At 67.2% G+C, this 15,355-nt stretch carries 12 protein-coding genes; 4 read left to right on the top strand and 8 right to left on the bottom strand.

Annotated elements, in window-relative coordinates; translation table 11 throughout:
- Positions 1 to 27: 27 nt before the first annotated feature.
- From EJC51_RS18550 to EJC51_RS18535, 4 genes are all read left to right on the top strand, one after another.
- Positions 28 to 1,140, top strand: coding sequence for a DUF4007 family protein (locus EJC51_RS18550; RefSeq protein ID WP_126272103.1), 1,113 nt, complete (start codon positions 28 to 30; stop codon positions 1,138 to 1,140).
- The gene (locus EJC51_RS18545; RefSeq protein ID WP_126272102.1) at positions 1,137 to 4,736 is read left to right on the top strand and encodes a P-loop NTPase family protein; all 3,600 of its coding nucleotides are present in this window, start codon (positions 1,137 to 1,139) and stop codon (positions 4,734 to 4,736) included. Before EJC51_RS18550 ends, EJC51_RS18545 begins: the two co-directional genes overlap by 4 nt.
- Complete coding sequence (locus EJC51_RS18540; protein WP_126272101.1) at positions 4,733 to 5,566, top strand: phosphoadenosine phosphosulfate reductase family protein; 834 nt, start codon at positions 4,733 to 4,735, stop codon at positions 5,564 to 5,566. Before EJC51_RS18545 ends, EJC51_RS18540 begins: the two co-directional genes overlap by 4 nt.
- Before the next feature lie 208 nt (positions 5,567 to 5,774).
- A complete protein-coding gene (locus EJC51_RS18535) occupies positions 5,775 to 7,697 on the top strand; it encodes an ATP-binding protein (RefSeq protein WP_126272100.1) in 1,923 nt (640 codons plus the stop codon).
- Between the two features lie 119 nt (positions 7,698 to 7,816).
- Here EJC51_RS18535 and EJC51_RS18530 read toward each other — a convergent pair whose 3' ends face one another.
- The 8 genes from EJC51_RS18530 to EJC51_RS18495 form a co-directional block, all read right to left on the bottom strand.
- A complete protein-coding gene (locus EJC51_RS18530) occupies positions 7,817 to 8,944 on the bottom strand; it encodes a DnaB-like helicase N-terminal domain-containing protein (protein ID WP_126272099.1) in 1,128 nt (375 codons plus the stop codon).
- Positions 8,944 to 10,215, bottom strand: a complete 1,272-nt coding sequence (locus EJC51_RS18525; protein ID WP_126277030.1) for a DNA cytosine methyltransferase — start codon at positions 10,213 to 10,215, stop codon at positions 8,944 to 8,946. Before EJC51_RS18525 ends, EJC51_RS18530 begins: the two co-directional genes overlap by 1 nt.
- 5 nt (positions 10,216 to 10,220) lie before the next feature.
- The gene (locus tag EJC51_RS18520) at positions 10,221 to 10,427 is read right to left on the bottom strand and encodes a hypothetical protein (RefSeq protein ID WP_126272098.1); all 207 of its coding nucleotides are present in this window, start codon (positions 10,425 to 10,427) and stop codon (positions 10,221 to 10,223) included.
- Positions 10,424 to 11,278 (bottom strand): hypothetical protein, encoded by an 855-nt coding sequence (locus EJC51_RS18515; RefSeq protein WP_244362723.1) that lies wholly within the window; start codon positions 11,276 to 11,278, stop codon positions 10,424 to 10,426. Before EJC51_RS18515 ends, EJC51_RS18520 begins: the two co-directional genes overlap by 4 nt.
- Before the next feature lie 20 nt (positions 11,279 to 11,298).
- Complete coding sequence (locus EJC51_RS18510; RefSeq protein WP_126272097.1) at positions 11,299 to 12,066, bottom strand: hypothetical protein; 768 nt, start codon at positions 12,064 to 12,066, stop codon at positions 11,299 to 11,301.
- Between the two features lie 80 nt (positions 12,067 to 12,146).
- Positions 12,147 to 13,937 (bottom strand): type IV secretory system conjugative DNA transfer family protein, encoded by a 1,791-nt coding sequence (locus EJC51_RS18505; protein ID WP_126272096.1) that lies wholly within the window; start codon positions 13,935 to 13,937, stop codon positions 12,147 to 12,149.
- A gap of 48 nt (positions 13,938 to 13,985) precedes the next feature.
- Positions 13,986 to 14,747, bottom strand: coding sequence for an SPDY domain-containing protein (locus EJC51_RS18500; protein WP_244362721.1), 762 nt, complete (start codon positions 14,745 to 14,747; stop codon positions 13,986 to 13,988).
- Between the two features lie 5 nt (positions 14,748 to 14,752).
- On the bottom strand, positions 14,753 to 15,352 hold the full coding sequence (locus EJC51_RS18495) for a hypothetical protein (RefSeq protein WP_126272094.1): 600 nt from the start codon (positions 15,350 to 15,352) through the stop codon (positions 14,753 to 14,755).
- Positions 15,353 to 15,355 lie beyond the last annotated feature (3 nt).

The following is a 15,355-nucleotide window of genomic DNA, read 5'->3' as shown; positions in this document are numbered from 1 at the left end:
TCTCTTCTTGTATTGAGAGGCCCTCGTATGGCAGACAGCAGGCTCGCGGAAGCCGCACATTCCAGCTTCGCGCGCCATGAGACCTTCGCCCCCCGCTTCGGCTGGCTGCATAAGGCGTACATGCAGGTCAAGGACAATCCGGCTGCTTTCCTTGCCGAAGATGCCCCGGTCCTGCTCGGCGTGGGTAAGAACATGGTCCATGCCATGCGGTACTGGTCAAAGGCGTTCAAGCTCACCCGTGAGCACGCCGACCCGGCGGGTAAGACGAAGGCCCAGTACGCGTCCCCGACTTGGGAAGCGCGGTGGCTGCTCGACGAGAAGGATGGCGCCGATCCCTACCTTGAGGAACCTGGCAGCCTGTGGCTGTTGCACTGGTGGCTCGTATCGTCGCGGCCGGGCGCCAAATGCTGGGCTCCCGCGTGGTACACGGCGTTTCACCTTGCCCCGTTCTCTCGCTTCACCGTCGCGGACATGACGCAGGTCGTGACGCGGCATGTCAACTTCTCCTTCAGCGATGGACCGGTGGAGGCGTCCATCACCCGGGATGTCGAGTGCCTGACCAAGATGTACGCGCGCACGCCTGTCGAACAGAGCGGTTCCCGCGCCACCTATGAAGACCTCTTGGCCTGCCCTTTCCGTGAGCTGGACTTGCTGACCTCCGTGGGCACCCGGGGCAAGCAGGAGTGGCAGTTCACCACTGGCGCGCGCACCTCTCTCCCCGCCCACGTTTTGGTCTATGCCTGCCTCGACTACGCCGCCCGCGACACCGAGGGTTCCGGCTCCATCTCTCTGGCGCGGCTTGCCAACGAGCCCGGAGCGCCTGGCCGGGCCTTCCGGGTCCGGGAGCCTGAGATCGTCGCTGCCCTGGACAAGGTCGCCGCGGGTCGTCCGGAACTCAACCGGGTGGACGCCGTCGGCCAGCGGACCATGTCCTTCTCCAGCGATCCGATGGCGCTCGCCTGGGACATCCTCGACGAGCAGTACGACCACGTCACCCGGCGCCCCGGCTTTCCCACACGGGACGAATGGAGCGCGCAGTACCCGCAGTTGGCCGAAGCAGAGGAGGCCGAGAAGGCCGAGAAGGCTGAACGCAAGTCCCAGGACCACCAGCAGCAGTTCACGACTCAGGAGAACGCGTGACCACCGCAGCTCCCACGCGGACCTCCCGCACCCCGCAGGACGAGGCAACCCCTCAGTTCCCGGCCGGAATCGAACTGGTCGGCTCCCAGATGCGGTCGACCAACCTCGAACGCGACGTCGAGGACGAACTGCACGGACCGTATGTCGGCGCGAAGGCAGTTGACGTACTGGAGCGCATCGCCAACGCTGTCAGCGACCTGCGGCGTCCCCGAGCCTGGTCCTTCACCGGACCCTACGGCTCCGGGAAGTCCACACTGGCTAACCTGATCGACGCGCTTCTCGGCCGTGACAAGGACCGCCGCGACGAGGCTCACCGGATCCTTGCGGACACCAGCCCAGCCCTCGCCGAGCGTCTCGCTACAGCTCGGGCTGAGCGGACGGGAACCGGGTTCCTCGGAGCCGTGGCCACCGCGCGGCGGGAACCACTGGTCGCCACCGTGACCCGTGCGCTGGACACCGCGGCAAGGCGCCGCTGGGGCAAGCGCATCCCGAAGAACGTCGTTGCAGCACTCGCGGCCTGCGAAGACCCGACGACGACCGGGCCGAAGACGAAGCAGGTCATGGCCGCCATCAAGGCCCTGACCGACAATCAGCAGCCTCTCTTGCTGATCATCGACGAGTTCGGCAAGACCCTGGAGCACCTTGCCGGGCACAACGAATTCTCCGGCGCCGAGAACGATCTCTTCCTCCTGCAGGAGCTCGCCGAGCACAGCGCCGGGCCCAACGGGCTGCCCGTCTTCCTGGTCACCCTGCAGCACCTGTCGTTCATGGACTACGCGTCACGGTCCAGTGAGCTCAAGATCCGCGAATGGGCAAAGATCCAGGGCCGCTTCGAAGACGTCACCTTCGTCCCGCACCACGGCGACTCCCTGCAGCTCCTGCGCCGGCGTCTGGACCACTCCGCGGTCGACGCAGCGGGCCAGGACCTCATCCGCGCCTCGGCCCAGGCATCAGCCCTCGCGTGGAAGAACCACGGCCTGAACGTCCTTACCGAGCTGGCCAGCGACGACTTTGCCAACCTGTACCCGCTGCACCCTCTGACGGCGATCGCCGCGCCGATCCTGGCGGCGCAAATCGGCCAGCACGACCGCAGCCTGTCGGGCTTTCTCAACAGCGGAGAGCCCAACACCGTCCGCGACTCGCTGGCCGCACACTCCCGGCCGGATGCCGAACGCGCCAGCACGGTGCAGCTGCCACAGCTGTACGACTACTTCCTCAACTCCGGCCGGACCTCTCTGCTCGCGGCCTCCAACGCCGGCCGCTGGATCGAAGTCGACGCGCGCATCAAGGAAGCCAACGGACTGCCCGACGCCGACCAGGCACTGCTGAAGACCATCGGCGTTCTGAACCTCATCGACGCCGACGGCGCGCTCAGCGCAACCAGCGAGATGATCCACCTCGCGCTCCACGACCCCACCGACCTGACCGATGCAGGCGCCTTCGCCGGCCTTGAGGAGCAGCTCGCCGACCTCGTCCGCCGCGGCTTCCTCGTCCACCGGGAATTCAGCGGTGAGTACCGCGTCTGGCAGGGCACAGACTTCGACATCGACGCCCGCCTGAAGGAGATCATCAGTCACCTCGACGATGCCTCCATCGTCCAGCGCCTGGGCGCACACCTCCCCAGCGCCGTGGTCGCCGGCCGCCACAGCCAGGTCACCGGGATGATGCGGGTGTTCCTCACCGCCGTCAGCGGCCCAGAGACCCGCGAAATCCAGGCGCCGGACGAGCTGAAGGACCCGGCCGACGGACTCCTCGTCTTCCACCTCGGCCCCCGGGACCAGCTGCCCACCGTCAACTCGACGCTGCCGGTGATCCTCGGAACAACCACCCACCCCGACGTGGTACTCAACTCCGCCACGCACCTCATCGCCCTGAAAGAGCTACTCGAAGACAAGGAACTCGATCACGTCGCCCGGCGCGAGGTCACCGACCGAGCCGTCCAGGCGGAGGCCGAGCTGCGGGAGGTCATCCAGACGGCCTTCTACCCGCCGACCCAGGACGCCACCTGGAACCTGTGGAACGCCGGCCTGGCCCCCGAGACGTCCCCCGACAGCTCGAGCCTGCCAGCCCGCAGCCTCAGCGGCCTCGTCTCCCTCGCCTGCGAAAATGTCTTCCCGCACACCCCGCACATTCGCAACGAGATGCTCGGACGGCACTCACTCACCAGCAACGCTGCCCGTGCCCGAAGCGATGTGCTGGACGCGATGCTCACCCGCTCCGGCGAGCAATACCTGGGCTTCGACGCGACGGCCGGAAGGTACGGTCCGGAGCGAGCCATCTACAGCGGCGCGCTGGCCTACCTCGGCCTGCACCGGGCCAACAGCACCATCCAGGCAGAGAATTCCACCAGCAGCCTGCTGCCGTACGGCTTCTCCGCTCCAGGCGAGGGCCACGAGCACGCCCAGCCCGTCTGGGAGGCGCTGCAGAAGGCGCTGGACGCAGCAACCCGGCGTACCAGCCTCGACCAGATCATCCGGGTCCTGATGAGCCCGCCCTACGGGGTGAAGGCCGGTGTCTGGCCTCTGCTGGTCGTCACCGCCCTGGTGATCCGCCGACACGATGTCGCCCTCTTCGAAGAAGGCTCCTACCTGCCCCGGCTGACGCCGGACGTCGTCGACCGCATCCTCGCCGCCCCAGCCCGCTTCGACGTGAAATACACGCCGGTCGGACAGGGGCAGCGCGCCAGCGTGATCAAGAAGCTCCTGGTGTCTTTGCAGGTCGAACCACCACGCTCACAGGCACTGCGCAACCCTGATCTGCTGTCCGTAGCCAGGGCGTTGCTCGAACGCGTCATGGTTTTGAACAGCTACGCTCGCAAGACCAAGCGCATCTCTCCGGATGCACTCGCCGTGCGCAACGCCCTGGCAGACTCCCAGGATCCAGACGACCTGCTCTTCAGGGCTCTGCCCAAGGCGCTGGGCCTCGCCCCCATCGAAGCCGGCACCCGCGCCAACGCGGCAGCCGCCACGGAGTATGCCGACCGGCTGACCGCAGCGGCAGACGAGATCACCGGAATCGAACGCACGCTGCGGGAAGAAGTGGTCGCGGTTCTCGCCGAAGAGTTCCGTCTGCCCACGACGCTTCCCGAGCTGCGGTCGACACTCGCGGCGCGGCTGAGCGGCTTCGCCACGGTGTCACTGAACCCGGAGCTGCGGGGCTTCGTCGACTTCGTGCTCAGCGAGAGCCTCGCTGACGAGGACTGGCTCGACCCGATCGTCGTCCGTCTCACCAACAAGGCCCTCGGAGACTGGGATGACCGGGACGCAGGCATCTTCCCTCGCCTTGCACGCGAGATGTCCGCATCCCTCGACCGCGTCGCCCACCTCTACCAGGACAGCAGCGAGCCCCGCGAGCAGGAAGTAAATCTGGAGACGCGGCTGTTGACCTTGACGGACAAGACAGGAGCGGAACGACGGACGCTGATCTACGTGCCGGAACAGTCCCGCGGCCAGGCCGACCAGCTCGCGGCCGACGTACTGCAGCAGGCTGAGCAGGCCCTCGGACCCGACGGTGCACGGATCCTGCTCGCCGCTCTTGCACAACGCGTTGCCGACGGGCCGGCTGTCACAGCAACTGAAACGAAGGAGGGGGCATGACGGATCCAGTCACCCAGGAGAAGGTTCGCCACGTCCTGGGGATCTCAGGCGGCAAGGACTCGTCGGCGCTCGCCATCTACATGCGCGATCGCGTGCCGGAGATGGAGTACTTCTTCTGCGACACCGGTGCCGAACTGCCAGAGACGTACGAGTACCTCAACCGGCTGGAAGCGGCCCTCGGTAAGCCCATCGAGCGACTCAACGCCGACCGGGACTTCGATCACTGGATGGAGGTCTACCAGGGCACCCTGCCCAGCCCCCAGATGCGCTGGTGCACCAAGAACCTGAAGATCAAGCCGCTGGAGGAGTGGGTCGGCGACGACAAGGTCATCTCATACGTCGCGATCCGGGCCGACGAGAACCGCCTCGGCTACGTCAGCACCAAGCCGAACATCGATGCCGTCTTCCCCTTCCGCGAGGACGGCATCGACAAGGACGGCGTGATGCGCATCCTCGACGAAGCCGGCATTGGGCTCCCCGGCTACTACGAGTGGCGCACGCGTTCGGGCTGCTACTTCTGCTTCTTCCAGCGCAAGCACGAGTGGGTCGGCCTCAAGGAGCGCCACCCCGACCTGTACGACAAGGCCGTGGAGTACGAGGACAAGGTCCGGTTCCGCCACACGGCCATGAAGGGCCGCAACTACACCTGGTCACAGGGCGAGTCGCTCCCGGAGCTCATAGAGCGCAAGGACGAGATCGAGGCCAAGCACCAGGCGGCCCTGGACCGTGCGGCCAAGCGCGTCAAGCCGAACAGGCCCCTCCTGGAGGTCCTGTCCGACGCACTTGACTCCGACGATGACGAGGCCGGCTGCTCCGTCTGCCACCTCTAACACCTTCCCCTACGGCTACGGCCCGACCAACACCTCGTGTTGGTCGGGCCGTAGCCGCGTAATCGCACTGCCCAGCCCAGTAGCTGACCCTGGGACTCATGCGCAGAATTTCCCATATCGGGGCAAACTGTGTTGTAAGGCACAGGCGCCGCCTTCAGGGAGCGGCAGTGCGCGGAAGGTGCCGTATCTGCCAGTACGCTATGGCGTCATGGATCTGCTGACGCCTGCCAGCCTTGACCTTCGCGAGAACTACGTTCACCAGCTCCAACAGACCATAAATGCATACCTTCCGACACACGAATTTGTCGGCGAGGCTCTGCAGAATGCCTTGGACGCGGTGAGGGAGGCAGGCGGCGGTCACCACGAAATCTCGATTGACCTTGACTTCGCATCTCAAGAGGTACGGATTCGAGACGACGGGCCTGGCTTCCCTAACGATCCGCGTCTGCTGTTCCTCGGGGGCGGCAGGAAAGTGGGACGCGGCCTTGCTGGTCTCGTCGGCGTCGGGCTCAAGGTGCTGCTGTTCAGTACCGAGCACTTTCAACTTCGCGCGAAGAACGAGTCCGGTTCGCTGAAGTTCGCCGTCCAGGATGCCTATCTATTCTCGGCTGAATCCGCGGCTATCGATTTGGACCTTGACGAGTCACGCCTCTTCAAAGCGGACCCGGATCCGATCTCGGGTGGCACTGAACTTTTCTACGGATTTCCGAAGCTAGAGAACGGAAAGAGTGTACAGGTTCAATACCTGAGGGATGTGCGCGCTGACTGCCTTAAGCGAGAAAGTCTAGAACACGCATTCGGTGAAACGCTTCGCAATGCCTGCGATCAGGGAACGTTCCCTAACAGGTTCGCAGCGCTGATCGCCGTGCATCTGCTCCGGTACACCTACCTTGGTCTTACGGTCGTCCCTGAGGAACTCGCCGATACGACGGTTTCCATCACGATGAAGGGATTCGACTCGGAAGAAAATGTCGGTGAACTTTCTCAGCTTGCAGACGGGCAGAAGGAATGCACCTTCCAGCTGACCCCTCATTACTTCAACGTGGACGAAGCTGTGAGTTGGGGCCCGCGGAATCGGCGTCGCCCGGTCCTTACTGACAGAGAACTTGCTAATGGAGGCCGCGGGCTTGTTCGCACCGACCTGGGGTTCAATCGAACAACGTACTCATCGCCGGATGAATATGAGCTCCTGCTCACCAATGCGCGTGGTGAAATTTCTGGGGATGTGCAGGTGTACAGGGCGCGGCTCTGGCATCGGGTCAAGGGCATCAATCTGACCATCGGCCGGATCAAGGAGTTTGAAAGCTACCTGCCCGGCGGTGCCGCCCATACCTTCAGCGCCAATGGTGTTGTCACTAAACATGACGTTGAGTTCAATCGCGGCCAGAACCAGCAGTACGTTCGATGCTTCGATATCAATGTTGATGTGGAGGCTGAGCTCAACTACGGAAAAACGCAGTTCACGGACATGCACCTCGTGGGGCTGCTGCGAAGGTTTCTCAATGACGCGTACGCCACCACAATTCAATATGCGGCCGCTAACTTTGTCGGAAAGCTGCGCTCGGTAAGTGAGCCAACCGAAGATGCTTTCTTGACCCGCCCTGATCTCGTGAGCGGTCTAACGCAGAAAAAGATCCCGCGTGACGAGAACGATGTAATCGCCCTTACGTTTGAACTGGCGGGGCGCGGGCACTTCCAGGACTATCGCTGGTACGGCTTGTCGTCGAAAGACACGTACGATGCTCGGGCTGTTATTCGACGCTCCTCGGATTCGGAGTCGGTCCTTACAGACGCACCACATGAGGGAGCCCTTCGTGTGGTCGAATTCAAGTTGCGCGCGGGAAGTATCGCTAGGGACTTCAATCGCGAGGAGAAGGATCCGCGTCGCCTTGATCTGATCATCGCATATGAATTGGGGGAGTCTGCCCTTCCCGACCAGTATCAAATCCTTTCGCTTGAGAACAGTACGGTGGGCAATAATCCCGGTCGTGTGTTTCCTCACGTCACTCATGTCATCTATGACGCACTCAGCGGTGTTGAAGTGCAGGTGCTACTGCTGCGGCCCATGATTGCAAGCATCTTCGCGCCACCAGAGCCGGGGGTCTTGCCTGCCGAGGTTCAAGACGAATAAATAGATACGGTCGCCTCTGCCAGGACGGATCCTCCCATCCGCAAGTAGACGCCGGTGAACTGTCCGACTCTCTTCCGTCAGGCATAAGGGCATCCGCATCGCCGGACGCGATAGCCGGGTCATCGGTGGGCGCGCGGGCTGAGTGGTGCGGCTCGGGGTGGCGGGCCCGTCGTGCGGGGCAGGTGCGTCGTGCGTGCTGGCGGCCTTTCGGCGGGCGGGGGCGTGGGTGCGGTGGCTTGATTCCAGCGGGCGCGCAGGGCATTGAGGTCGGCGAGGGCGCGACGGCTGCCGGTGATGAGCTGATGGGGAGTGTTGGCGGGGTCGTCGGTGTAGGCGGTGATCCGGGCGGCGACTGTCTGGGCGCGGGCGAGGAGGGCGCGTTTGACGATTTTCTCGCCCCAGTACTCGGGGGAGCCAGCGGGCGTGGAGACCAGGGCCATCAGGTCTTTGGGGGTGAGGGAGGCGGTGAGCAGTCCGCGGTGTTGGGCCTCGCCGAGGACGGTGACCGGGTCGACCATGTCACTGCGGTGGACCAGCGCCGTGATGGACTGCCAGAGCGCGGCGTGTAGCGGCAGGAGGAAGTCTGCCTCGGTCAGCCACCGCATCTGCTGGACCTCTGCCGGATAGGCGGTGGCGGTCGCCAGGAGGAGGCGTTCTTCGTCGAGGTCCTCCTCGTCGGCCTGCCGTGGGACATCCGCGGGGAGTGCCGTGCGGGGGAGGGAGCCGGGGTGCGGGGCGAACTGTTCGCTGAGGGCGTCCAGGACGCGGCCGATATCGTCGGCCAGACCGAGCGTCGAGGCGGCCGGGTTGGGCAGGCCCGGGTCGGTGGCGGTGGACGCGAGGCGCTCGGCGTGCCCGCGCAGGACCCGACGGGCGTTGTCTGCGCGGATCATCCTGGCGTAGGCCGCAGCGTGCTTCGGCTGCGGGCAGAACTGGATGAGGCTGTGGAGGTAGGAGGCGCTCAGGCCGGGAGCGTGCGGACGAGCGTGGTCCAGTACGCCGTTGAGCCAGGCGGTGTCCTTTGCGTGGTCGGCGGGGTCGGGTGGCGGCAGCACGCGGATCGCGGTGAACAGCGCGGCATGGGTGTGGCTGTAGAAGTGTTGGGCGATCAGCGGCTCGGTGTCAGCCAGGCGTGCAGGTTCGAGGAGGAGGGCGCCAAGCAGGGCCTGCTCGGCATAGTGGACCGGCCTCGGCGCTGGCGCGAGGTCGAGGTCGTTGTCCTCGTCGGGTTCGGGGGTGTGGGTCATTAGGCGGCGAGGGTGAAGTCGTCGGGGTTGAAGGGCTTGTTGAGGTTCGGGGCGAGCAGGTGTGCTGCCAGGCGCGGGGGGACAGCGTTGCCGATCTGCGAGAACGTTTGGCCTTTGTTCCCCTGCCACGGATAGTCGGCGGGAAAGCTCTGCAGCACGCCCGCTTCCTGTGTGGTGATCTTGATCGGGGCTGGCACCGGTCGGTGCTCGCTGTCCGGCACGCCGGAGGCGGTGTCGGCGACCCAGGTGCACTCGTTGGCCCGGTGGCCGAAGAACAGCGTGCCCGCTGGCTCGTCGGCGCGGCGTACGGTCGCGTTGGACTGGTTGTTGCTGCGCAGTGACCATGACCAGCGGTGCGCCTCGGCGGTGAACGTGGGGGCCGGAGCATCTGCGGGGCGGTTCTCGCGGGCACCGTGCCGTGCGGCCCAGCCGGAGCCCTCCCGGCGGGAGGCCAGGACGATCTCGGAGTCGGGATGTGGTGTCCAGGCGCCGCGGGCGCGGGCGTCGGTCAGGGTCTTACGCGAGCCGGAGGGAAAGGGCTCGGGTCCGCCTCCCGGTCCGCCGCCGGCACACACGGTGGGCACGGGCCGGTCAGTGGCGCCCCAGCCCAGGGCCTCGGCCATGGACACCCACCGGTCACGGCCGGGTCCGAACAGCGACTCCGGCTCGGCAGCCTTCGCGTGGGTGGGCGGCGGGGGCTGGGCGGTGCGAACGCGGGAAGCGAGCAAGATCGCTCGCTTCCGGGTTTGCGGGACGCCGTAGTCGGCGGCATTGAGGATGCCCGTCCAGACGGAGAATCCCCAGGTCCGCAGGATGGCCGCGTACTGCCGCCACAGCGGCAGGACGTCGGGGACTTCCTCCATAACCACCCACTCGGGCTCGCCCACCAGGTTCAGGGCGCGCAGATAGCGCATGGGTTCGGCCGCGAGGAGAGACCTTTCGTCCGCACACGAGCCGAGGAGTTGCTCGCGGGTGTCGCGTCCGGCGGCGAGGTCGGCGACGGCCTGGTGGACGAGCGGCTGGTCGACCAGACCAAGGCGCTTGCCCGCCATGCTCCATGCCTGACAGGGAGGGGAGGCGATCAGCCCGAGGATCCGGCCGGAGAAGATCCACGCCGGATAGCGGGCGACATCGGTCCGGATCGTCAACTGCCCGGCTCTGGCACGGGTTTTGCAGGCCCACTCGTCCCACTCAAGGCCGATGTCCCGCGCGCCGAGGACGGTGAGCGCGTGGCTCCAGCCGCCGGGCCCGGCGAACAGGTCGAGGATGATCCGCCTCAAGAAGCCAACCCGAAGTCGTCCCGCACCGGCTCGACTTCACCCCGGCAGGCCCAGGGAGAACAGCTGTCGACCACGCCGTACTCCATCTCCTCGACCGCGAGGGCCCGGTTGCCGCCGTGCAGCAGGCCGGAGAGTGCGTCGTGGTGGCGGGTGCATGCGGTGCCGAGGGCCAGCAGGCGTTCAGGGGCGCCGTAAGACGTCACCGGCGTGCTCCCTGCGTGACGGCGGCCTTGGGCGCAGTGGCCGCTGAGGTCGGCAGCGCGGCTCGGTGACGCGGCTGCGTCAGGGCCCGGTGCCCGTCCTCGGTGACGGTGATCTTCTGGCCGTGGTACAGCGAGGTGCTGGTGTCGGCGGTGATGAGTCTGCGTTTGGCCAGGGCCCGGAAGGTGGCGATGGAGACACGCGTGCCGTCGTCGGTGGCGACCCGGGTCACACCCAGCCCGCGGGTGGTGCTCTCATACAGACGGCCCCCGCCGTTCAGGGCGGTGAGGGCGTCGTACTGAGCCGGAGTCAGCGCGGGGCCCGTCGTCTGCTGTACGGCCGCCGGCTTGTTCTTGTGCGTGGTGGTCAGGTCCTCGGTGATGCCGTGGGCGAGGTAGTGGCAGCCAATCGCGCACAGGTCGAGCTGGTGGACGGCATCGTTGAGGTGGCCGTTCATCTTCGGGATGGCCTCGGCGTGACGGGCCGTGCGCACTGCCTCGTCGTCGGCCGGGTAGCCGGCGAACTGCGCGCCCTCGTACGGGTTGGCGAGCACGACGTGGGCGAGGTCGGTGCCGGCGAGCGATGACGAGGACACGACCGAGGCCAGCAGTTCCAGGCCGGCCCGGCTGCCGGCGATGTTCGTGTACGTGCTGTTGTCGAGTGCAGTCAGGCGCACCAGGGCGGTTGCCGTGAGGCCCTGTGCCTGGAGGAGCAGGGGCCTGATGTGGCGCAGCGCGTCCGTGCCGGGTGTGTAGGAGATGTCGCGTACGCGCGCCTTGAGGTCTTCGAAGTCGTATGCCAACTGCCTTAGTTGGCGGACTTGTTCGTTCAGGTCGAGTGGGGGCGTGGGCATGGGATGGCTCCTGTGCTGTTTCAACGGTTTCGGGTGGCGGCTGCCTGCGCGGCGGAGGGCAGGGGGCGGGGCGTGGCTCCGGGCGCGGTGCGCGGCCCGGCCGGAGGCGCGTCGATGACCGAGGCGAGGGCGGTGATGCCGGCCGAGGTGAGGCGTACGCGGTCCAGGGGCGGGCCGCCGACGTAGGCGGCGGGCGCCGACCGGGCGGTTCTCCCGGCCAGGCCCTTCGTCTCCAGGACGCGCAGGGTGCTCATCAGCACCTTGGGCTCGCGGGAGCGGGTGAATTCGCGGCCCAGAGAGCTGCTGGCCACGACGTGTCCGCAGGCGATCTCGGCCAGGGCCGTGCGGTGCATGGCGTTCAGCCGGCCGTCGGGGGCCGGTGCGGTGGCCCAGCGGCGCCGTCGGGTCTCGCCGGCCAGTGTCGCGGCGCAGCCGACGGCGGCTTCCGGGGCCAGCGCGGTCAGCTCGCGAGCGGTTGCGACGTTGAGGTCCACTGAGGCGTCGGCAAGGAAGGCGAGCTGCCTCAGTCGCATGACCGTTTCGGTCAACTCGGCGCTCTCATAGAGCCGTTCGCCGTGGATCGCCTTGATGGCGGACTGGGTGTCGGTGGCCAGACGCTGCGCGGAGGAGGCGTGGGCATCCGGTGCGGGAGGGTCGGTGGCGACGAGGAGGAGGTCGAGCGCGTCGTTGTGCTGGGTGTACTGGTCGGCCAGGTGGAGGAGCCGTTCGACGGGCGTTGGCGGTGGCGGCACGTCGAAGAGCAGGGATTCGGTGGGCGGCTCGGTCATGAGCGACACCGTGCGGTCGGGCAGGGGTGGATGGGACTTGCTCCCGTCGGGTGGGGTAAGGCCGCGGACCTAGGGGGTGCTCAGGCGGCAGGGCCGAAGTCGCTCTGCTTCGGGGTGGCTTTCGCGATGGCGCGGGCGGTGATGCCCTTGGAGGCGCGGGCGGAGGCGGCGGACAGTTCGGCGGCGCCGGGCTCGAGATACCAGGGGCGTAGGTCGAGCATGGCCGCGCGCATGCCGGTGGCGAACGCGAGCGCGGTGCCCTTGGGCAGCGCGCGGATGGCGTCGGCGGCCAGGATGCGTTCCTGTCGCATGGACACGGAGGTGGACTTGCCGGACTCCGAGGTTGAGGTGGAGGTCGTCTCGACGTCGTGGTCGCCGATCAGGCGAGAGAGCTTGTCGGCGAAGTCCGGGTCATCGATACCGGAGCCGATGACCTTGATGGTGGAGGCGGACCACATGGCGTCCATGCCCGCATCCCCCCAGACTTTCTGTCCCTGCCGGTAGGACTGCAGGATGGTGATCGGGATGATGCCGCGCGAGCCCAGGTGGCTGTACAGGTCGGGCAGGTCGCTGATTTTGCAGACGTTGGCGGCCTCGTCGAGGATCGCGAGCATCGGCGGGTCCAGGCGCCCGCCGGCACGCTCGGCCTGAGCGGTCGCGGATCGCATCACGCTGTCCGCACACGCGGCGATGAGGGCCGAGGCTCCTCCTCCGCCGTCCTTCGACAACAGGTAGAGCGTGTCCGTCGAGGTGACGAACGCGGAGGGCCGGAACTCGGGCACGTCCTTTTGGGGTGTCACCCAGGCGGCGATCTCCGAGTTCAGCAGGGCGGCGGCGTACTGGCGGGCCGTTTCGTAGATGCCATCCCTTGTCTCGGGTGGGCCTTCCACGGTGCCCTTGAGCTGGGCGGCGACGGCGGCGAACTTGTGGTCGCGCAGGATGTCGAGCGGGGTGCGGTCGGCGGGAAAGGCGAGCCAGGCCATCACGTCGGTGATCGGCCGCTCGTCGAGCGCGGCGGCCAGGAAGAGCTGGGAGAGGATGTTACTGCCGGCCTTGGACCAGAAGTCGCCCTGCTGGGAGGCGTCCACGCTCGCGGCGAGGAAGTGCCCGGCCAGCCGCCCTGCCCCGTCGAGGGTCTTGGCGTCGGCCAGCGGGTTCCACCACATGGCCCGTTCGGCGTGGGCGATCTGCTGCGGGTCCATCGACCAGGTCCGGCCGACGGCCGCCCGCGCATCAAGGGTTGCGGTGTAGGCATCGCCCGCGGCCTTGTTGGAGGTGAGCAGGACCGGGCCGGGCGCGTTGAGGATCGAGGGGATCGCCAAGCTGGTCGTCTTGCCGGATCGGGGTGCCATGATCGCGACGGCGACGTCCTCGTACCCCATGCGCACCTCATGCCGCGTGCCCTGGAGATTGCCGAGGAGGATGCCGGTGTCGGCTGCGGCGATGTGCTTGGCGTCTTTCAGGCTCGGGCGTAGCGAGCGCGCCTTGTCGGTGATGGCCTTGGCCATCAGCGGCTCGATGTCCTTCTGCTTGGCCATGCCAGCGACGCGCTTCTTGCGTCCGCTGCCGCCGCCTCGGTGCCGCTTGTAGAGCACCGCGGCGGTGATGCCGAGCGCGACGAGTACGGCGCCGGGCAGGATGCGTGTGCCGATCAGGAGGGACGTTTCGCTCAGGTTGGGCCACAGCTGGTCGGGGTGCAGGAGGGCCTGAACCGGCTGGTAGGGGGCGGTGTTGGAGGTGGTGGTCCAGGCGGTGAGATTGCCACCGAGCCAGGCGAGGTTGGACAGGGGCACGGCGACGGCGATGGCGCCGAGGAGGACCTTGAAGGCTATGTCGTAGCCGTCGTTGGACGTGGAGTTGGGCTGGGGCAAGGGCTGTTCCAAGTACGGGGAAGGAGGGGGCCGGTCGCGGCGGACTGGTCAGCGCGTGCGGCCTCGCGCCGGTCCGGGCGGCGTGGGGGCAACGTTGGCCACGTGGTGGTGTCGCTCGGTGAGGGCGCTGATGCGTCGCTCCAGGGCGAACGCGACATCGGTCGCGGGGATGTGGCGGGTGTGCACGGTCATGCGGTCGCGGGCCCAGCCCGGGATGCGGCGAGGGTCGCGCATGAGGGGCGCGGGGTCGGCGAGCGCCCGTGTCACAGCGGCGATCAGGTGCAGGGGCGTGGTGCCGGTGAACACGGCTCGCCAGATCGTCGGGTCTCGGATGACGGCCGTCTCGATGTGCCACAGGTCGCTGCCTGGGTTGCCGAGCCGCTCGATGCGCGTGATGCCGTCGGGGGCTGCGAGCCCGCCGAAGTGCCGGGGCGGTTCCCATCCCGCGTCCTGCAACGTCGTGAAGGGGTCGGGCGAAGCCGTGGGCGCACCGGATGGGTCGGTGAGCGCGTCGGTGAAGGCGGCAATGATCTCGACGGGGGTGCGGGCCTGGAAGGTGGCGGCCCAGGCGGGATGATCCGCGGTTCGCGCCTGCCGGATGGTCCACCAGTCCGGATCATCCGGATCGCCGGGGGTCAGACGCAGTTGCGTAAGTTGGTCCGGGCTGGTGAGCAGGACGCGAGGGATGAGCGGGTCATGTCCGTAGCTCCAACCGGAGACCCGGTGCAGCGGCTGGGTGATCCAACCGGGATCGCCGATGCCCGCGAGGGAGCGCGGGGCGATGAACGCCTGCTCGACGGCGTCGCTCACGCCCGTCACCGCCGGCCCATGGACAGCGTGGCGGTGGCCGTGTGTACGGGCGCCGACGTCGACAGGGTCCGCGCGGATGCCGTCGAGTGCCTCTGCGCCAGCGCATTGACGGCGAAGAGCACCTGGCCGTGGATCGCCCACTGGTCGAGGTAGGACCAGGCTTCCGCGTAGCTCTCGGCGAGCGGTTCCTCGTACGCCTTCGTACCGGGGCGTGCGCTCTCGGGCAGCGCGGCGCGTACCGCACGCCAGTCGTCGTGAACCGCATGGAGGCGTTGCGTGGCATCCCGAAGTTCTCGGACCTGCCATGCGTAGCGGCGGGTCCGGTCGGAAGGCGACAGCAGGGCGAGCTGCCGCTCGGCGACGTCCACTAGTTCGTCGGCGTGGTAGTACACCCGGCCGAACGCGGACAGGGTGTCGGCGTCGCGTTTCTGCTGACGCCGTCCATAGGCATCCTCATCGTGGGGCTGGAACGTCTCGGGGTCGGAGTGCCGGTCGGAGTAGAGGTTCCAGGCGGCGAGGATCTGCCGGCTGTGCCGCAGATAGACGGCGAGCTGGCTCAGATAGAGCCGGTGGGACGCGCTCCCGGGGTCGAGTGAGATGGTCAAAGA

The organism is Streptomyces aquilus (genome assembly GCF_003955715.1).
Classification (GTDB): domain Bacteria; phylum Actinomycetota; class Actinomycetes; order Streptomycetales; family Streptomycetaceae; genus Streptomyces; species Streptomyces aquilus.
The sequence above is the reverse complement of the archived record's forward strand: the minus strand, read 5'-3'. Positions and strand labels throughout refer to the sequence as shown.

Excerpts from the sequence above, each read along its gene's own strand:
- EJC51_RS18515 (WP_244362723.1), bottom strand. The coding sequence starts at position 11,278 with ATGCCCACGCCCCCACTCGACCTGAACGAACAAGTCCGCCAACTAAGG.
- EJC51_RS18530 (WP_126272099.1), bottom strand. The coding sequence starts at position 8,944 with ATGACCCACACCCCCGAACCCGACGAGGACAACGACCTCGACCTCGCG.
- EJC51_RS18540 (WP_126272101.1), top strand. The coding sequence starts at position 4,733 with ATGACGGATCCAGTCACCCAGGAGAAGGTTCGCCACGTCCTGGGGATC.
- EJC51_RS18535 (WP_126272100.1), top strand. The coding sequence starts at position 5,775 with ATGGATCTGCTGACGCCTGCCAGCCTTGACCTTCGCGAGAACTACGTT.
- EJC51_RS18510 (WP_126272097.1), bottom strand. The coding sequence starts at position 12,066 with ATGACCGAGCCGCCCACCGAATCCCTGCTCTTCGACGTGCCGCCACCG.
- EJC51_RS18550 (WP_126272103.1), top strand. The coding sequence starts at position 28 with ATGGCAGACAGCAGGCTCGCGGAAGCCGCACATTCCAGCTTCGCGCGC.